20 protein-coding genes and 1 riboswitch are annotated in these 17,525 nt (G+C 29.8%); of the genes, 18 read left to right on the top strand and 2 right to left on the bottom strand.

The window, feature by feature from the left end; translation table 11 throughout:
* The first annotated feature begins 190 nt into the window (after nucleotides 1–190).
* From K7H06_RS08380 to bioD, 13 genes are all read left to right on the top strand, one after another.
* Entirely contained in the window at nucleotides 191–1,459 is a 1,269-nt protein-coding gene (locus K7H06_RS08380; protein WP_223039423.1) for a hypothetical protein, read from the top strand.
* A 208-nt stretch (nucleotides 1,460–1,667) separates the two neighbouring features.
* Complete coding sequence (locus K7H06_RS08385) at nucleotides 1,668–2,054, top strand: BlaI/MecI/CopY family transcriptional regulator (protein ID WP_223039424.1); 387 nt, start codon at nucleotides 1,668–1,670, stop codon at nucleotides 2,052–2,054.
* A gap of 2 nt (nucleotides 2,055–2,056) precedes the next feature.
* A complete protein-coding gene (locus tag K7H06_RS08390) occupies nucleotides 2,057–3,538 on the top strand; it encodes a M56 family metallopeptidase (protein WP_223039425.1) in 1,482 nt (493 codons plus the stop codon).
* A 77-nt stretch (nucleotides 3,539–3,615) separates the two neighbouring features.
* Nucleotides 3,616–4,497 carry a DUF4846 domain-containing protein gene (locus K7H06_RS08395; protein ID WP_223039426.1) on the top strand — a complete coding sequence of 294 codons (882 nt, stop codon included), beginning with the start codon at nucleotides 3,616–3,618 and terminating at the stop codon, nucleotides 4,495–4,497.
* A 282-nt stretch (nucleotides 4,498–4,779) separates the two neighbouring features.
* On the top strand, nucleotides 4,780–5,004 hold the full coding sequence (locus K7H06_RS08400) for a DUF2164 domain-containing protein (RefSeq protein WP_223039427.1): 225 nt from the start codon (nucleotides 4,780–4,782) through the stop codon (nucleotides 5,002–5,004).
* A gap of 93 nt (nucleotides 5,005–5,097) precedes the next feature.
* Nucleotides 5,098–5,544 (top strand): MarR family winged helix-turn-helix transcriptional regulator, encoded by a 447-nt coding sequence (locus K7H06_RS08405; protein WP_223039428.1) that lies wholly within the window; start codon nucleotides 5,098–5,100, stop codon nucleotides 5,542–5,544.
* Between the two features lie 79 nt (nucleotides 5,545–5,623).
* On the top strand, nucleotides 5,624–6,103 hold the full coding sequence (locus K7H06_RS08410; protein WP_223039429.1) for a tetratricopeptide repeat protein: 480 nt from the start codon (nucleotides 5,624–5,626) through the stop codon (nucleotides 6,101–6,103).
* Between the two features lie 137 nt (nucleotides 6,104–6,240).
* A riboswitch (ZMP/ZTP riboswitch) is annotated at nucleotides 6,241–6,319 on the top strand.
* A gap of 44 nt (nucleotides 6,320–6,363) precedes the next feature.
* Nucleotides 6,364–7,536, top strand: coding sequence for a phosphoribosylaminoimidazolecarboxamide formyltransferase (locus K7H06_RS08415; RefSeq protein WP_223039430.1), 1,173 nt, complete (start codon nucleotides 6,364–6,366; stop codon nucleotides 7,534–7,536).
* 273 nt (nucleotides 7,537–7,809) lie between these two features.
* Nucleotides 7,810–8,031, top strand: a complete 222-nt coding sequence (locus tag K7H06_RS08420; protein WP_223039431.1) for a YdbC family protein — start codon at nucleotides 7,810–7,812, stop codon at nucleotides 8,029–8,031.
* Nucleotides 8,032–8,063: 32 nt separating this feature from the next.
* Nucleotides 8,064–8,510 carry a GNAT family N-acetyltransferase gene (locus K7H06_RS08425; RefSeq protein WP_223039432.1) on the top strand — a complete coding sequence of 149 codons (447 nt, stop codon included), beginning with the start codon at nucleotides 8,064–8,066 and terminating at the stop codon, nucleotides 8,508–8,510.
* 42 nt (nucleotides 8,511–8,552) lie between these two features.
* Nucleotides 8,553–9,188, top strand: a complete 636-nt coding sequence (locus K7H06_RS08430; protein ID WP_223039433.1) for a peptidylprolyl isomerase — start codon at nucleotides 8,553–8,555, stop codon at nucleotides 9,186–9,188.
* A gap of 204 nt (nucleotides 9,189–9,392) precedes the next feature.
* Nucleotides 9,393–9,947: a biotin transporter BioY gene (locus K7H06_RS08435; RefSeq protein ID WP_223039434.1), complete on the top strand. Its 555-nt coding sequence runs from the start codon at nucleotides 9,393–9,395 to the stop codon at nucleotides 9,945–9,947.
* Between the two features lie 47 nt (nucleotides 9,948–9,994).
* Nucleotides 9,995–10,705, top strand: coding sequence for a dethiobiotin synthase (gene bioD, locus K7H06_RS08440; protein WP_223039435.1), 711 nt, complete (start codon nucleotides 9,995–9,997; stop codon nucleotides 10,703–10,705).
* A gap of 122 nt (nucleotides 10,706–10,827) precedes the next feature.
* Here the strand turns inward: bioD and K7H06_RS08445 are convergent, their stop codons facing one another.
* Nucleotides 10,828–12,432 (bottom strand): peptide chain release factor 3, encoded by a 1,605-nt coding sequence (locus K7H06_RS08445; RefSeq protein WP_223039436.1) that lies wholly within the window; start codon nucleotides 12,430–12,432, stop codon nucleotides 10,828–10,830.
* Nucleotides 12,433–12,673: 241 nt separating this feature from the next.
* On the opposite strand from K7H06_RS08445, the gene K7H06_RS08450 reads away from it, so the two are divergent.
* The 4 genes from K7H06_RS08450 to K7H06_RS08465 all read left to right on the top strand — a co-directional run bounded on the left by K7H06_RS08450 (nucleotide 12,674) and on the right by K7H06_RS08465 (nucleotide 16,327).
* Nucleotides 12,674–13,537 (top strand): MBL fold metallo-hydrolase, encoded by an 864-nt coding sequence (locus K7H06_RS08450; RefSeq protein ID WP_223039437.1) that lies wholly within the window; start codon nucleotides 12,674–12,676, stop codon nucleotides 13,535–13,537.
* Between the two features lie 206 nt (nucleotides 13,538–13,743).
* Nucleotides 13,744–14,697: a DegV family protein gene (locus K7H06_RS08455; RefSeq protein ID WP_223039438.1), complete on the top strand. Its 954-nt coding sequence runs from the start codon at nucleotides 13,744–13,746 to the stop codon at nucleotides 14,695–14,697.
* A gap of 121 nt (nucleotides 14,698–14,818) precedes the next feature.
* Nucleotides 14,819–15,010 carry a hypothetical protein gene (locus K7H06_RS08460; RefSeq protein WP_223039439.1) on the top strand — a complete coding sequence of 64 codons (192 nt, stop codon included), beginning with the start codon at nucleotides 14,819–14,821 and terminating at the stop codon, nucleotides 15,008–15,010.
* A gap of 165 nt (nucleotides 15,011–15,175) precedes the next feature.
* Entirely contained in the window at nucleotides 15,176–16,327 is a 1,152-nt protein-coding gene (locus K7H06_RS08465) for an iron-containing alcohol dehydrogenase (protein ID WP_223039440.1), read from the top strand.
* Between the two features lie 103 nt (nucleotides 16,328–16,430).
* Here the strand turns inward: K7H06_RS08465 and lexA are convergent, their stop codons facing one another.
* Entirely contained in the window at nucleotides 16,431–17,045 is a 615-nt protein-coding gene (gene lexA / locus K7H06_RS08470; protein ID WP_223039441.1) for a transcriptional repressor LexA, read from the bottom strand.
* A 147-nt stretch (nucleotides 17,046–17,192) separates the two neighbouring features.
* Between lexA and K7H06_RS08475 the strand changes: the two genes are divergently transcribed.
* The gene (locus tag K7H06_RS08475; protein ID WP_223039442.1) at nucleotides 17,193–17,504 is read left to right on the top strand and encodes a LysM peptidoglycan-binding domain-containing protein; all 312 of its coding nucleotides are present in this window, start codon (nucleotides 17,193–17,195) and stop codon (nucleotides 17,502–17,504) included.
* Nucleotides 17,505–17,525 lie beyond the last annotated feature (21 nt).

A 17,525-nucleotide genomic window follows, 5' to 3' on the forward strand; every position in this document is an offset into this window, starting at 1 on the left:
GAATTTTATACAAACCCAGGATTAATGTTTATTGATCGTGGGTTTTGTATTTATGCTGAAAGGTTTTAAAATTAAAAAGCTATAAATTTTGAAATGGATACACGATGGATACATGATTGAGTTAAGCTATTGTTGTAAAGAAGTAGGACCGGTATGAAATTATAGGAAATTCAAAAAAGGAGTGGAGCGTATGAGAAAGTTTATTGTATGTATAGTGTGTTTGATAATTTTAACAGGTTGCTTTGTGTTTGCTCAAAAAGATGAAGAACATGCAAAATTTGAAGATGTTAAAGAAGTTATCAAAGAAGAAGTAATGAATCCAAATTATAAGCAATATATAAGTGAAGAAGATATTATTAGAGATCCTTCAAAATTAGGAAAGGTTTACAAAAAATATTATTCAAAATATATTCAATATATAGCACCCAATGGAAAGCCTATTACGATTGTAGCTCAAGATAAAGTGACAGATGAACAATTATTAAAAGCATATAATCAATTAAGCTTTTATCTAGAAGATTTTGGAGCATATAAAAAAGGTGAAGTGGCAAATAAAATAGCTGATAATAAAGCTGTTTTAGTGATGCCAAATGGAGCTGATGGAGAGTCTGATATTCCAGAGGAAGCACTAAAAGGACAATCTTTATATCAAATGGAAACCCCTACCGTAGGGAGCAAATGGTATATAGAAAATGATTATAATCACAGAGATGCAGCATATGAAGAAATACTTCATATGGTTCATGATTATGGTATTGGAATAAAGAGTAATCCAGGAGCACTTCCTGATTTACAAAAGAAAATTTATAAAGCCATGAGAAATTCACTTCCTAAAAACAAAAGGGATTGGGGTAAAAAAGGATTGTGGGGACTTGGCTCAAAGGATTGGTTAGTAGAGCTTGAACAAGAAGGAAGTCTTGAACAAGAGTATTTAGCATCTGTAGTAGATTCTTATTATGGACTGTGGGCACCTTATACAGAAAATAAAGGTGGCATGTGGGGAATCTATACTTCAAAGACGAGAGAAGACATTAAGAAAAATGATCCTATGGGATATAAAATTGTTAGTAAATTTTTACCAAGCGCTATTACCTATATGGCTAGGATTGATTCAGCCTTTAGTGGTACTTTTAAGATGTATTATGATGAAAAAGAACCTTATACACATAAATCAAAATATCTAAAAAATGCAAGACTGTTAGGAAATAAAAATACAGGATTAATGGGAAATTCACTAGATAATATTTTAATTGGAAATAGTGGAAATAATCATATTGATGGAAGAGAAGGGATGGATATTGTCCAATTTATAGGTAAATCAGATGATTATAAAATTGAAGTGAAGGATAACAATATTGTTATTGAAGATCAATTGAATCGTGATGGAAAAGATATATTAAATAATATTGAAATATTAAGGTTTATAGATCAAGATATTAAGGTTAGTGATTTAAATTAAAGAAAAAAAATAGCGATACTTCATATCTGAAAGCATATTACTATGCATCAAATAAAAAATAAAAAACATAGTTAAGGAGTACCAATTACTTAACTGTGTTTTTATTACATTACTGTTAAAATTAATATTGACAATTTATGATTACAAGTGTAATATTAAATTGAGATTACACTTGTAATTTTTTATATAATTTTTAGGAGGTGAGGCTATGAATAAAACAGGACCATTACCCAAAATTTCTGATGCAGAATATGAAATTATGAAAATTATTTGGAAAAACAAAAAGATGACAGCCTATGAGGTGATTGAAAAGATTGATCCCAAATTTAATTGGAATGATAAAACAATTAAAACTATGCTGAATAGGCTTCTTAAAAAGCATGTAATTGATTATGAAAAACAAGGTAAACATTATATTTATTATCCTATCATCAAAGAAGAAGAATATCGGGTAGTAGAAACTAAATCTTTCATCAAAAAAATATTTAATGGTTCCTTAAATACACTAGTTGCGAGTTTCTTAAAAGAAGCAAAATTATCAAGTGAAGAAATAGATGAATTAAAAAAAATATTAGAAGAGAAAGAGGAAGAATAGATATGAATCCTTTTATAGGAATATTGAATAATTTAATCAATATGGTTATAAAGACTTCTTTAAGAGCAAGTGTATTAATAGTACTTATATTCATCGTTAAATTTGTATTAAGGCAAAAAATTAATGCTAAATTTCAGTATGGAATATGGTATTTGTTACTGATATCTCTAATGATTCCACAGATGCCAGAGAGTCATTTGAGTATATATAATATCCCTAAATACTTTCAGCAAAATGAAACAATCATTCAAAGTAGTTTAGTAACAGAAGATAATGTAACACAAGAGAACATTTTTTTAACAAATTTGATACCACCAAAGGTTATAAAAAAATCCAGTTTAACCCATAAAGAAAATCAGCTAAGTTCGATTTTTTATATATGGATAAGTGGGGTTTTAATAATAGGATTATATATTTTATACAAAAATTTATCTTTATATAAATTAATACAGAAAGGAGATGAAATCGTAGATGAAACCAAATTAAATGGTTTAAGAAAATGTAAAGATAGAATGAACATAAAAAAAGAAGTGAAAATGTTAAAGACAGAAGCCTTCAATGTACCTGTATTATTTGGTGTGATTCATCCCAAAATCATTTTTCCAAGAGAAATGATTTATGATTTTGATGATAAACAATTAGAATATATCATGCTCCATGAACTTTCTCATTTAAAACGTAAAGATTTATTCATCAATTGGATTATTTTAGTTTTTCAATTGATACATTGGTTCAATCCCCTTATTTGGATTGGTTTTTATGAAATGAAAAATGACGTGGAATTAGCATGTGATGCATTAGTACTAAATCATTTGAATAAAAAAGAGCATGTTGCTTATGGGAAAGTCATTCTTGATCTATTAGAATACTTATCAAAGCCTAAATTTATTCATGTAACTGCAAATTTGTTAGAAAATAAGAGAGAAGTAAAAAGGAGGATTATTATGATTAAGAAATTTAATAAAAATAGCTATAAGATAACGATTTTAGGATTGATTATAATAGCTTTAGTAGGATGTAGTGCTATATCTTCACCAATATCAAACAATAATGAAAAAGCAGATACTAAAATAGAAGAGAAAGGAAAGAATACATCGGAAGCAGAGGATATCGATACATCTCTTCCACCCAAAGAATTAATAGAAAATAATATAGAAGGAACGGATGTTACAGTAGCTTTAGAAGTTATAGCTGCAAATCAACTAGAAAAAGATGCTAAAGATGATCTTTATGTAACTTATAAAATAAAAGCAAAATTAATCAATGTATATAAAGGAGAATACGAAGTAGATGATGAAATTGAATTTTATAAAACCATAGAGGATGATAAAGATTATGAAAAAACGAATCCATTCATAAATAAAAAATTAATCGTCAGCTTTGTATATTCAGAAGATAAACAACTACAGATTCCAGATGTAGCTTATGATTTCATTTATTCTGAAGAATTAAATACTTTATTTGAAAGTGTTGCTAAAAAATAGGGTAAAATTTAGAGAGCAATTCAAGTCAATAATTTAATAAATAATAAATTATTGACTTGAATTGAAAGGTGAAAAAAATGAGAAAAGTATTGATTTTAGTTATACTTGTAGGATTGCTTTTAGGCTGTGTAAATACAGAAAAGAAAAACAACGAAGTACCAGACCTAAAGGGGAATATAAACACAGAAACCAATCGATCTATAATCAATGAAAAAGGATTAACTATTTATGATAGGATCAATGTACCTAAGGGATGTACTCGAACAAAGGTAGAAGAAAATTCATTTGCAGATTATTTACGCAAATTACCGCTAAAAGAGCATAATGCAAAAGTTTCATATTACAATGGCAAAATAAAAGAAAACTTTGGCGTATATGAAGCAGTTGTTGATATGGACATAGGAACAAGAAATCTACAGCAATGTGCAGATGCCATTATGAGGCTAAGAGGAGAATATCTATTTCAAAAAAAGGATTTTGAAAAAATTCATTTCAATTTAACCAATGGATTTAGGGTAGATTATGATAAATGGATACAAGGGAATAGAGTAGTTGTAGATGGAAATAAAACCTATTGGAAAAAGAAAAGTCAAAAATCTAGTACATATAAGAACTTTAGAAAGTATATGGACTTGATCTTTTCTTACGCAGGTACTTTATCTTTATCTAAAGAACTTCAAGCTATAAAATTAGAAGAGATGCAAATTGGAGATATATTTATTCAAGGTGGAAGTCCTGGGCATGCTGTTATCGTTGTAGATATGGCAGAAAATAAAGAAACAGGAGAAAAGTACTATCTATTAGCACAAAGTTATATGCCAGCTCAAGATATACAAATTCTTGTAAATCCAAATAATAGAGACATAAGCCCTTGGTATGTTTTGAATACTGACAAAGAAATAATAAATACACCTGAATGGACTTTTACAAAAGATGATTTGAAACGATTTGATGATTAATATAGGGATCAGTATGAAAAATAAAAAAAAGAAGAGTCAATCTTTTTATCTGTAAAGACAAGATTGGTAAAGATGTAGTGATTGAAAGTATTCAAATTTTTTGTGAGATGGCTTAGTATTTTGAAAGGATGAAATGTGTAAAGTGATTGGGAAAGAGAATATTGCACCCTTAAAATAATAATTAAATTGACATTCTTTTAAATAATAGTTAAAATTTAAACTGTTAGATTTATTATTATTCAAATTTAAACTATTATTAATAAAAAAAGAGGAGATCAAAAAATGAATGAAATTAAACTTACTAAAGACCGATATGAAGATGCAGTAGAAGAAATAAGAAGATATTTTGAATGTGAAAGGGAAGAATCAATTGGAAATTTACAAGGGCAACTTATTTTGGACTTTATAATAGAAAAAATAGGTCCACATATTTACAACCAAGCAATTAGCGATATGCAAAAATATATGAATGATAAAGTTGATGATATGTATGCATATATGATTTAAATAATTTAATATAATGAACAAGTTAGATTAAATGGTATAAGTATTTGGTAAGCAAAATGGATGTTTTAATTATTATTGAATTGAGGTTTTTTTATGAAAAAGGAAACAAGTAAATTATTGAATCAACTTTTTTTTGAGTACATAACATTATATCATCAAAAAGTTGGTATAGTGTTTAACCATGATGATGATACAATGCCAAAGTGTAATAAAAATCAAAGAAAAGCACTATTCGTTATTAAGAAGCAAAAAAGAATCATTCAAACAGATTTAGGAAAGTGCTTGGATTTAAGTAAAGGTGCACTTACAATACTTTTAGATTCTTTAGAAAAATTTGATTTAGTAAAACGTGAAAATGATCTAAAAGATAGAAGAAAAACTTGGGTACAGCTTACTGAAAAAGGGGAACAGTATACTGATGCTAAGTTAAAGTTGTACGAGCTAGGGATTGTAGAAATATTTAAAGAAATTGATGAAAAAGAGATTATAAAAGCTACTGAAAATCTTAAACAATTAATAGATCTTATGAATAAGTTATAGGTGAATAATGATGACTTGGATAATTAAAAATTTGTGAAAAAAATAAGAACATCTATGAAATTTTAAGGAGAGCGTAAGCATGAAAGAATTAGACAACGCAATTGCATTAAGAAAAGAAGGAAAATTAAAAGAATCAAATGAAATTTTGATAAATCTTGCAAATGAATACCCAGATAATTCAATAATTAATTATCAGTGTGCTTGGAGTTTTGATGTTATGGGTTTGGAAAAGCAGGCAGTACCATATTATGAGAAAGCTATTTTAATGGGTTTAGCAGATAATGATTTGCAAGGTGCTTTTTTAGGATTGGGCAGTACGTACAGAACATTAGGAGAATATAAAAAATCAAAAGAAGTATTTGAAAAAGCATTAGCTAAATTTACAAATGATAAAGCTATGAAAGTTTTTTATGCTATGACATTATATAATTTAGGTGAACACGCTAAAGCAATGGAAATATTATTAACCAATTTAGCTAAAACATCCTCAGATGAAAATATCAAGCAGTATAAAAAAGCAATAGAATTCTATTCTGATAAGTTAGATAAAATATGGTAATATTTAATGGTGGAAAAAGATAGATGACGAGATTGATGTATATAGGTATTAAAAAGAGGTAAACAAAATGTATAATAATATTTTTAAAATGTCTGATAAAAATATTTTGACAATTAGAGCCAATAATGATATAACTTAATTAGTTATACGACTGACGGAAGTGGAATTAACCACATGAAGTATAGCAAATAGGAGCCGACCGTCTGGGCAAAGAGTCCAGATCGTGGGCTCTTTTCTTATAGTAAAAGGAGTGTATCAAGATGAAAGAATTAGAATTAAAGTATGGATGTAATCCAAATCAAAAACCATCAAGAATTTATGCAAAAGAGGGAGAGCTACCAATAAAGATATTAAATGGAAATCCGGGGTATATTAATCTTTTAGATGCCCTTAATGGGTGGCAATTAGTGAAGGAATTAAAAGAAGCTACAGGCTTAGCTTCTGCTACGTCATTTAAACATGTAAGCCCTGCAGGAGCAGCTAGTGCCATTCCATTAGATGAAACATTGAAAAAAATATATTTTGTAGAAGATGTGGAATTATCAGATATTGCTATTGCTTATGTTAGAGCTAGAGGAGCAGATAGAATGTCTTCTTATGGAGATTTTGTAGCTTTATCAGATGAGTGTGATGAACAAACTGCAACATTCTTACTACGTGAAGTTTCTGATGGTATTATTGCCCCATCCTATTCAAAAGAAGCATTAGATATTTTAAAAAAGAAACGTAGAGGAACATATGTTGTCATTCAAATGGATGAGGAGTATGAACCAAGAGAATTGGAAACAAAAGAATTATATGGAATTACCTTTGAACAGAGAAGAAATGATATAAAGATAACAGAAGATGTATTCAAAAGTCTACCTACAAAGAATAAATTAATTCCACAAAATGCGAAAAGAGATTTAATGATAGCTTTGATTACCTTAAAATATACTCAGTCTAATTCTGTTTGTTATGTGAAAGACGGACAAGCAATTGGTATCGGAGCAGGTCAACAATCAAGAATTCATTGTACAAGGTTGGCGGGAAATAAAGCAGATATATGGTATTTAAGGCAAAATCCTAAGGTTTTAAATTTACCCTTTAAAGATAAGTTAAAAAGAGCTGAGAGAGATAATGCAATAGATATCTATATATCTGATGATTATATGGATATTTTGGCTGATGGAATATGGGAAAGTGTTTTTATAAAAAGACCAGATCCTTTGACAAGGGATGAAAAAGCAGAATGGCTAAAAAATTTAAATGGGGTAGCACTAGGTTCAGATGCATTTTTCCCGTTTGGAGATAATATAAAAAGAGCAAGAAAAAGTGGTGTTGCTTATATTGCACAACCAGGAGGTTCAGTAAGAGATGATCATGTAATTGAAATATGTGATCAATATAATATAGCTATGGCGTTTACAGGAATTCGTCTTTTTGAACATTAATTTGTAAAGCATTTGAGTATAATCTTTAGTTATTATTAGCTCCTACAGTTATTGTGGGAGTTTTTATTATATTAAAATTTATAGGTACGTTAAAATTTCATTGTTGGTCTTTTATCCATTTTGTGAGGAAAGAAAAAATTAAGAATAAGAATAAAGCCAAGTAAAAAAATAATAGTATTTAGTAAAGACACTATTAACCTCATATTATGGTAAAATAAGACTAGTGAAAAAAACTTAGTAATAAAATACGAAACAATAAAAGGAGAATAAAAAATGGCAGGGATAAAATATGAAATCAAAGAAACTATAGGAAGCCTCTCAGAAAATAACAAGGGGTGGTCAAAACAATTAAATCTTATTAGCTGGAATGATAGAAATCCAAAATATGATCTAAGAGATTGGGCCCCTGAGCATGAAAAAATGGGGAAGGGAGTGACATTGACAAAAGACGAATTAAAAAAATTAAGAGACATTTTAAATGAAATGGATTTATAGATTCATATAAACACTGTAAAGGGGGAGAATCATTGGTTGATTATAGAGATATACCTTTTAACGAGGTTTCAATTATTAAAGATGTGTGGGAGAGAAATAGAAAGTTTCATGAGGAACTATCAAAATTTTTCAAACATCTGTATTCAGATATTGTTTTTGAAGAAAGAATAAATGGATTTAGTTCATTTGATCAAGACCATATAAAAATTACGTTGGCTGAGGATGATGAAGAAAGATTGTTAGGTTATTGTATTTCTACATTTGAAGGAGATAAAGGAGAGCCACAAACACTTCATGTGATTGAGGAAGCTAGAGGGAGGGGAATTGGTAAAGAATTAATGAATCGCCATATGGAATGGTTAAAAGGGAATGGTTGTAAGACTATTACGATTACGGTTTCTTATGAAAATTATAATACCATTGAGTTTTATCAGTCTATGGGCTTTAGGCCAAATACTATGGAAATGCGATTGAAGTAAAGTTGAGTAAATAAAAAAATAACTTACAAAGGAGTTTAAATTATGCTAAATATTTCTAACAAAAGATTTTTTGTAGTAGTGTCTATGATAGTGGGAATGATGCTATTGATTACAGGATGTAGTAGTAAAAATACAAGTGAAAATTCAGGGATAAATAGTGATGTGGATCATCCAAAAGTGCAAATAGAAATGGAAGACGAAGGAAAGATGGTTTTGGAATTATATCCTGAAATGGCTCCTGAGACAGTAGAAAACTTTATTAATCTTTCTAAAGATGGTTTTTATGATGGGTTGAAATTTCATAGAATTATTAAGGATTTTATGATTCAAGGTGGAGATCCTAAGGGAGATGGAACTGGAGGATCTGAAAAAAATATTAAAGGGGAATTCGAAGAAAATGGTTTTTCTCAAAATACACTGAAACATACAAAAGGAATTATTTCAATGGCTCGTAGTAATGATCCTGATTCAGCAAGTAGTCAATTTTTTATCATGGATGGAGATGGAAGCTTTCTTGATGGGAAATATGCAGCATTTGGAAAGTTAATAGAGGGAGAAGAAACATTAGATAAACTTGCAGATACTCCTGTAGAAAAGAATCCTTATACAGGAGAGGAATCTGTACCTAAGGAAGATGTGGTTATAAAGAAAGTAACAGTATTGGATGATAAAAAATAATAGTGGAATGCAATGCTTTGGTTGAGAAGATAGAAATTCTTGAATCAAAGCATTTTGCTTTTTTGAAAAGAGAGAGGGATATTATGTTTAATTTATTGTTAACTATATCAAAAATGAAGTTGACAATAAACTGTCTAATGAATATACTATATATATCAATAATCATTGAATAAATTCTATAAAGAAGAGGAGATGAGACTAGAAATGAAAATAAGAGATATGATTCTAATTTCACTTTTTGCAGCATTAACAGCGGTAGGGGCATTTATTAAAATACCTACACCGTTAGTTCCTTTTACACTTCAATTTTTATTTTGTGCTTATTCTGGAGTTTTTCTTGGAGCTAAATATGGTCTTTATTCACAGCTTTTATATGTAGGGATTGGATTAGCGGGGATTCCTATTTTCACTAAAGGTGGAGGGATTCATTATATATATCAACCTACATTTGGATATTTAATAGGGTTTATATTTTGTGCTTTTATAATAGGTTTAGTAACACAAAATCTAAAAAAAATTACATTTATTAAAGTCTATATTCCTGTAGTAGTAGGACTTATGGTTGTTTATGCAATAGGTGTTCCTTATCTATATTATATGTTCAATTTAACGGTTGAAGATCCTATTACTTTTAAAACTGCAATAGCGTGGGGCTTTACACCTTATATAGTACCTGATTTAATATTAAGTGCTTTAGTTGCATTTACATCTGTAAAAGTAATACCTATTTTAAGAAAACATGGATATATAAAATATTAATGAGAAAAAGAGTAGGATGATTTGTATTGAAAAAGGGGGAGAGTGTATTGTCTAAGGGAATATTTGTCTTGGGGACAGATACAGATGTAGGAAAAACATTTATAACGGCAGGACTTACTTATACTTTAAGAAAAAATAATTATCATTCTTGTAGTTATAAATGTGTGCAAAGTGGCGGGATTTTAAAAAATAATCAATTAATATCTGGAGATGTTGCATTTATAAAAAAAGTCACAGATATAAAAGAGGATGATCATGCTATGAATCCATACTGCCTCAAAACAGAAGTATCACCACATATTGCGGCAGAAATTGAAAAGGTAGAGATTAAAAAAGAAAAAATGATTGAAGGATATAAAAAACTGCAAAATAAATATGATTTCGTTATGGCTGAAGGCAGTGGTGGGCTGGTTGTGCCTATTATTAGAGATAAGTATTATATGTATGATTTAATAAAGGATTTACAGATTCCAGTAGTAATTGTTGCAAGAGCTGGAGTAGGTACCATAAACCATACGGTTCTAACTGTAGAATACGCTAGAAGTAAAAATATTGATATTAAAGGAATTATTATAAATGGATATACAGGTTCTTTTTATGAGGATGATAATATAGAAGTGATCAAAAGTATCACAGGACTAGATATTATTGCTGTTGTTCATAAGATAGAAAAAAAGAACGATGAAAATTTTATTGATAAAGTTAAGAAAGAATTTGATTCAAGTATGAAGATCGAGAATATTTTAAAGATTTTTTAAGGGAAAAATGTTTTCAAATTACATTATTGATGAATCTAGCTATTTAAATAATAAGAGAGGTCAAGCTTAAATAAGTGAAAAATAAAACTTATTTGAGCTTGACCTCTTAATGTTTGATATAATTATTTTCTTAATGAGATTTCTTTTAATACAACATTATTATTTCGATCTTGTACTTGGCCAATAGACCATTCATTTTGAAATAATAAGACCGGATGTTCGTCTTCATCTTGAACGATCATTGTATCCATTGTAATAGAAAAGTTCTTTGGATCAAAATCATCCATTTCAACCCAACGGATATAGCGATAAGGAAGTCTTTCTATGAGAAGGTCTACACCATATTCATTTTTAAGACGATATTCTAATACTTCAAATTGAAGGACGCCAACTACACCAATAATTAATTCTTCTACACCAATATTAGGTCGTTTATATACCTGTATGGAGCCTTCTTCTGCTAATTGGGTAATCCCTTTTAAAAATTGTTTTCGTTTAAGAGAATTTTTTGCAAATACTTTTGCAAAATGTTCTGGAGCAAATACAGGGATTCCTTCGTATTGTAATTTTGACCCATCTTGGCATAATGTATCACCAATTTTAAATATTCCAGGATCATGAATTCCGATAATGTCTCCTGGGTAAGCTGTTTCTACGATCATACGATCTTGAGCTAAAAATTGTTGAGGTTGTGCTAATCGGACCTTTTTATTCTCTTGTACATGATTTGCTGTGATTCCTTTTTCGAATTTACCAGAGCAAATTCTTAAAAATGCTATTCTATCCCTATGAGTAGGATTCATATTGGCTTGTATTTTGAAAATAAAGCCAGAAAAATTAGTTGATTCAGGATTGATAGGTCCTAAATTACTAGGTCTAGGTTGTGGGGGTGTAGTTATGTTCAAGAAGGATTCTAAAAATGGTTCTACGCCAAAGTTCGTAAGGGCACTTCCAAAGAACACTGGTGTTAATTCACCATTTAATATCTTATCTAGATCAAATTCATCTCCTGCTATATCTAATAATTCAATGTCATTCATTAATTGTTCATGAAGATGTTCTCCTAGTAACTCATCAAACTTTTTATCGGAGAGATCTCCTGTTATTACATCGGCAATAGCTTGTCCATGATTTCCGTCATCAAAAAGTTCGATTTGTTTCTTCTGACGATTGAAAACACCTTTGAAATTACCATCTGTACCAATAGGCCAATTCATTGGGCAAGAACGAATTCCTAGAATTTTTTCAAGTTCTTCTAGTAGTTCAAATGGATCTTTTCCTGCGCGATCAAGTTTGTTGATAAAAGTAAAAATAGGAATTCCTCTCATTTTACAAACTTGGAAAAGTTTTTTTGTTTGATCCTCAACCCCTTTAGAACAGTCAAGAACCATAACAGCACTGTCTGCCGCCATGAGGGTACGATAAGTGTCTTCACTGAAATCCTGGTGTCCTGGTGTATCAAGAATGTTAATACAAAAGCCATCATAATTAAATTGAAGTACACTAGAGGTAACAGAGATTCCTCTTTTTTTCTCAATTTCCATCCAGTCGGATACAGCATGTTTTTGTGATCTTCTGGATTTAACTGATCCTGCAGAACGAATGGCTCCACCATATAATAGTAATTTTTCTGTTAATGTTGTTTTCCCAGCATCAGGATGGGAAATGATTGCAAAGGTTCTTCTTCTGCGAACCTCATCAATAAAGCTTAAATTTTTTTCAGACATTTTTCATCTTCCTTTATTTTATATTAGTAATTATTATTAACATTATATAAATGTATAACCTTTTTGATTTTATCTTGTTATTGGTTACCTGTCAATTGTTATTCAAAGAAACACCCTAAATTGTACATGTTTATATAACGTGTTATAATGCAACTATAAAAAATAGATGGTTTGGGGTATTTTGGATAGTTGCCATTTAAGGAATAAAATAAGCATTAATAATGAAAAGGAGATGGAGTTTATGAAGATTACAACAATCATAGAGAATTCTTTGGGGGATAATAAAGAACTACATAATGAACATGGATTATCTTTTTTTATTGAAACACCTGAGGGGAATATTTTGTTTGATACAGGAAGAACAGGGGATTTTATTGAAAATGCAAAGGCTTTAGGGATTGACTTGAAGAAGACAGATTTTTTGATGCTGAGTCATGCCCACTATGATCATTGTGGAGGGGTTAGAAGATTTTTAGAAGATTTTGATGTTCACCCAGAGTTTTATGTAAGTGAAAATTTTTTTAGTAATAGTGATAAATATCGTTCTTTAGATGAAAATAAAAAATCAGATTTTAGTGCAGATGATGTAGCTTATAGATATATAGGAATAGATTTTAATGAAAATTTTATAAAAGAGAAAAAATTAAATATTAATTATGTGGATAAGGATATGGTGAAGCTTGGTGAAAAGGTATATATTTTTACAAACTTTGAAAGAACATATGATTTTGAGGGATTAAATCCTAATATGAAATTTAAAAAAGAAAATGAATATCTTTTGGATCGTTTTGAGGATGAAATAACATTAGTTGTAGATACAGATAAAGGACTCGTTATTCTGCTAGGTTGTTCACATCCTGGACTTTTAAATATCATTGATACTATTGCTAAAAGAACAGGTAAGAATATTTATGGAATTATAGGGGGAACTCATCTTGTAGAAGCTGATGAGGAGCGTATAGATAAAACCATAGAGAAATTAAAAGAAAAGAATATTAAAATTATTGGTGTATCCCATTGTACTGGAGAGAAAGCCGTTCAAAGTTTTAAGGAAAAATGTGATGATTTTTTTGTAAATTGTACAGGAACTATTTTAGAAGTATAAAGGATGATAATCTTGTAATGGATAAATAAGGAGTAACACGGTTTATCTAACTATTTAAATACCATAATGATCAGTTATGTAAAGAACCTTTTGAGAGGTTCTTCTTTTTATACAATAATTATGTGCAAGAAAAATCGAAAAATGTTGAATAGTTTTATGATCATGAAGTATAATATATTGTATTAAATGAACCTTGGAGGATATATATGATAAAGATTATGGCTGATTCAACATGTGATTTATCTCAGGAGATTGTAGAAAAATATAAAATCAGTTTAGTGCCTTTAACTATTAATATAGAAGGTAAGGCTTATAAGGATCGAATAGATATAAAACCTAATGATTTTTACAATATTATTGAGGAGTTAGATGAAAAACCAACAACTGCAATGCCAAGTCCCGTTGAATATTTAAAAGTAATTAATCAAGCTGTTACAGATGGGTATAAAGAGATACTATGTATTTGTATGTCTAGTGGTACAAGTGGTGCATACCAGTCTGCTATAATTGCTAAAGAGTATTTCTATGAGGAAAATCCAAATTCAACGATTAAGATTTATATTGTAGATTCAAAGTGTATGAGTCATGGAAGTGGATGGTTAATTCTAAAGAGTGCTATATTAAAAGAGAAGGACATTTCCTTTGAAGAATTAATAGCTTTTAATGAGACATATAAAACAAATGTTAAGCATTTTCTTTCTGTAGATGATTTGGATCATCTTGTTAAAAGTGGAAGGCTTACAAATGCTAGTGCTTTTTTAGGGAAACTTCTAAAACTTAAACCGATTATGACCATGAAAAAGGGAAGAGGAGCAATTGTTGCCAAAGAGAGAGGAAGAAAAAAAGTATTTAAACACTATATTGATGAGTTTATAAATAGAAATGATAAGGAAATTACAGATTTTATCATCATTGGCTATACTTCAGATAGAATAATTGGTGAAAATTTAAAAAATAAGATTCTCAAAGAGACGGATTTTGCTGGTGATATATTCATCATGCAAATGGGGGTTGCTGTTGGAACCCATGTAGGCTTAGGTGCTATTTCTATGTACTTTGTTGAAAAGGGCCATAAGAAAGATAATTTATTAATAAATGAAGTACATGGGCTTATTGAAATGAAAAATGAATTATTAGGAAAAATTAAAAATAATATATAAAATAAGTAGTGAATGGGAAGTGAAGGAATATGAAGAGCATTTACAATTAGATTTGTAGGTGCTTTTTTATAATTTGCATATCATCCATTTGATTATCTAATACTAATATGGAGGTGAGGGTATGCAAAAAGATAATAAAAAGGATGAACAAAGAATAGATATAATCAGAAATTCAGTAGATCCAGGGGCCGTAGAAGATATTTATGGGCTAAAATACCGTGAGCAAGAATTAAAATCTGGATCAATTGCTGGAACAGAAAACCAAATAAATACAGCAGGTGCAACAAGTAGTTCACCAGGTACAAGAGAGTGAAAGCTCTCCTTTTGTTATTTGAATAAAACGTTTAAAAAGTCAAAATAAAGGGATTAGTAAAAAAATACAGAAAAAAACTCGAAAAATGATTTACATACATACTAAATGTTGGTACAATAAGATTAACAAAAATTTAACAATGATGAAAAAATAGGAGGAATGTGCATGGATTTAAAATGGTTTCGTGTACCAAAAGATATTGTTTTTGGAGAGGGTACATTAGCTTACTTATCTACATTAGAAGGAAAAAAAGCAATTTTAGTAACAGGTGGAAGTTCCATGAAAAAGCATGGGTTTTTGGATGAAGCTAAAAAACAATTAGAAAAAGCAGGTATGGAAGTAACTATATTTGATGGAGTAGAACCAAATCCTTCTGTAGAAACCGTTGAAAAGGGTGCAAAGGCAATGCTTGACTTTGAGCCAGATTGGGTTGTTTCTATAGGTGGGGGGTCTGCATTAGATGCTGCAAAAATTATGTGGGCTTTTTATGAGCATCCTGAGCTAAAATTTGAAGATATTATTGAGCCTGGATCTCTTCTAAGACTTAGAAATAAAGCAAAATTTGTTGCAATACCATCTACTAGTGGTACAGCTTCAGAAATCACTGCATTCTCAGTTATTACAGATACAAAAAAACATATTAAATATCCAATTGTATCTTATGAAATTACACCAGACGTTGCTATTTTAGACCCAAAACTTCCTTCAAAGATGCCACCTCATATTACGGCAAATACTGGAATGGATGTGTTAGCACATGCTATAGAGGCTTATGTTTCTACTTCTGCTACAAGCTTTACTAATCCGTTAGCTATGGAAGCGATTACATTAGTATTTGATAAGTTACCAATTGCTTATAGCAATGGGAATGATATAGAAGCGAGAAAAGATATGCATAATGCTTCTACATTAGCAGGAATGGCATTTACAAATGCTTCATTAGGATTGGTACATAGTCTAGCCCATAAGATTGGTGGAGAATTTGGTATTACTCATGGATTAACAAATGCGATTTTAATGCCTTATATTGTTCAATATAATCGTAAAGCAACAGATAAAGTAGACGAAATTGAAAAGAAATTAGGAATAGAAGATCTTCCAACAGCTATTAAAGAATTAAATACGAAATTAAATATTCCATTAACATTAAAAGATGTTAAGGAAGTAGAAATTTCTGAAGAAAAATTCTTAGAAGTATTAGAGCGTATGTCAAAGAATGCATTTGAAGATCCTTGTACCCTTACAAATCCAAGAAATAGTAGTCCAGAAGATGTAGCGATGATCTATAAATCTGCATTTTATGGAGAAGATCTTTAAGATTAATTAAACAAATATATTTAAATATCTTTGATAAAAAGTGTCTACAAGTGTAGATGCTTTTTTATGTACAAAAAAGTAAAAAAAGGTGCTTACACCTTTTTTATAATTTCCTAAAAACTCCTTTTACCAAACCTAAAATGCGAACATCCTTTGCAATAATAGGGTCCATAGAAGGATTCTCAGGTTGTAATCTAATATAGTCCTTTTCTTTATAAAATTTCTTTACAGTTGCTTCATCTTCAAGCATTGCTACTACAATATCACCGTTACGAGCAATTTGTTGTTGTTTAACAAGAACATAATCTCCATCCAATATACCTGCATTGATCATACTAGTTCCTTTGATGGTTAACATAAAATGTTTATCGTTATCCATGAAATCCTGTGGTACAGGGAAAGTATCTTCAATATTTTCAACTGCCAAAATTGGTTGACCAGCAGTGACTTTTCCTACAATAGGAACCTGGACAACTTCTTTTTTAGGAATCGTGTTTGCGTCAGTTTCTAATATTTCTATGGCTCTAGGCTTTGTTGGATCACGTCTGATATAACCATTCTTCTCAAGCTTTGCTAAATGGCCATGAACGGTAGAAGTAGACTTTAAACCAACAGCTGCACATATTTCTCGAACCGAAGGGGGATACCCCTTTGTTTCAACTTCATTCTTTATATAATTAAGAATTTTTTCTTGTTGTTTTGAAAGATTGTATGACATGAGAAACACCTCACAATGTTTTTACTTAATTATAGCATACAATCATTCCTATATCAAACGTCTGTTCGTTTTTTGATAAAAGGTATTTACAAAGAACGTATGTTCTGATAAAATATTTCTAGAACATACGTTTGGGAGGCGGAGGAAATGCAAATGAAACAGTTACGGATAGTAAATAAATTTCGATTTGTGTACTCTTTGGTAATAATTTTATTAGTTTCATACTGTTGTTATAGCACTATTTTCAAAATAAATATAGCTGAAGGAACAAATGAATTAAAGTGTGTAAAAATACATATTAAATATGGAGATACCCTATGGGAATTAGCAAAGAAATTTACACCAAAGGAAAAAGATATTCGGAAGACGATTTATGAAATAAGCATTATTAATGAGTTAGATTCTTTAGACCTTTATCCTGGTCAGATTATTAAAATTCCCATAGATGCAGATCAATAATGATAATTCCGAGTAGTATAG

The sequence above is a fragment of the Crassaminicella profunda genome, from assembly GCF_019884785.1.
Taxonomy (GTDB): Bacteria; Bacillota; Clostridia; order Peptostreptococcales; family Thermotaleaceae; genus Crassaminicella; species Crassaminicella profunda.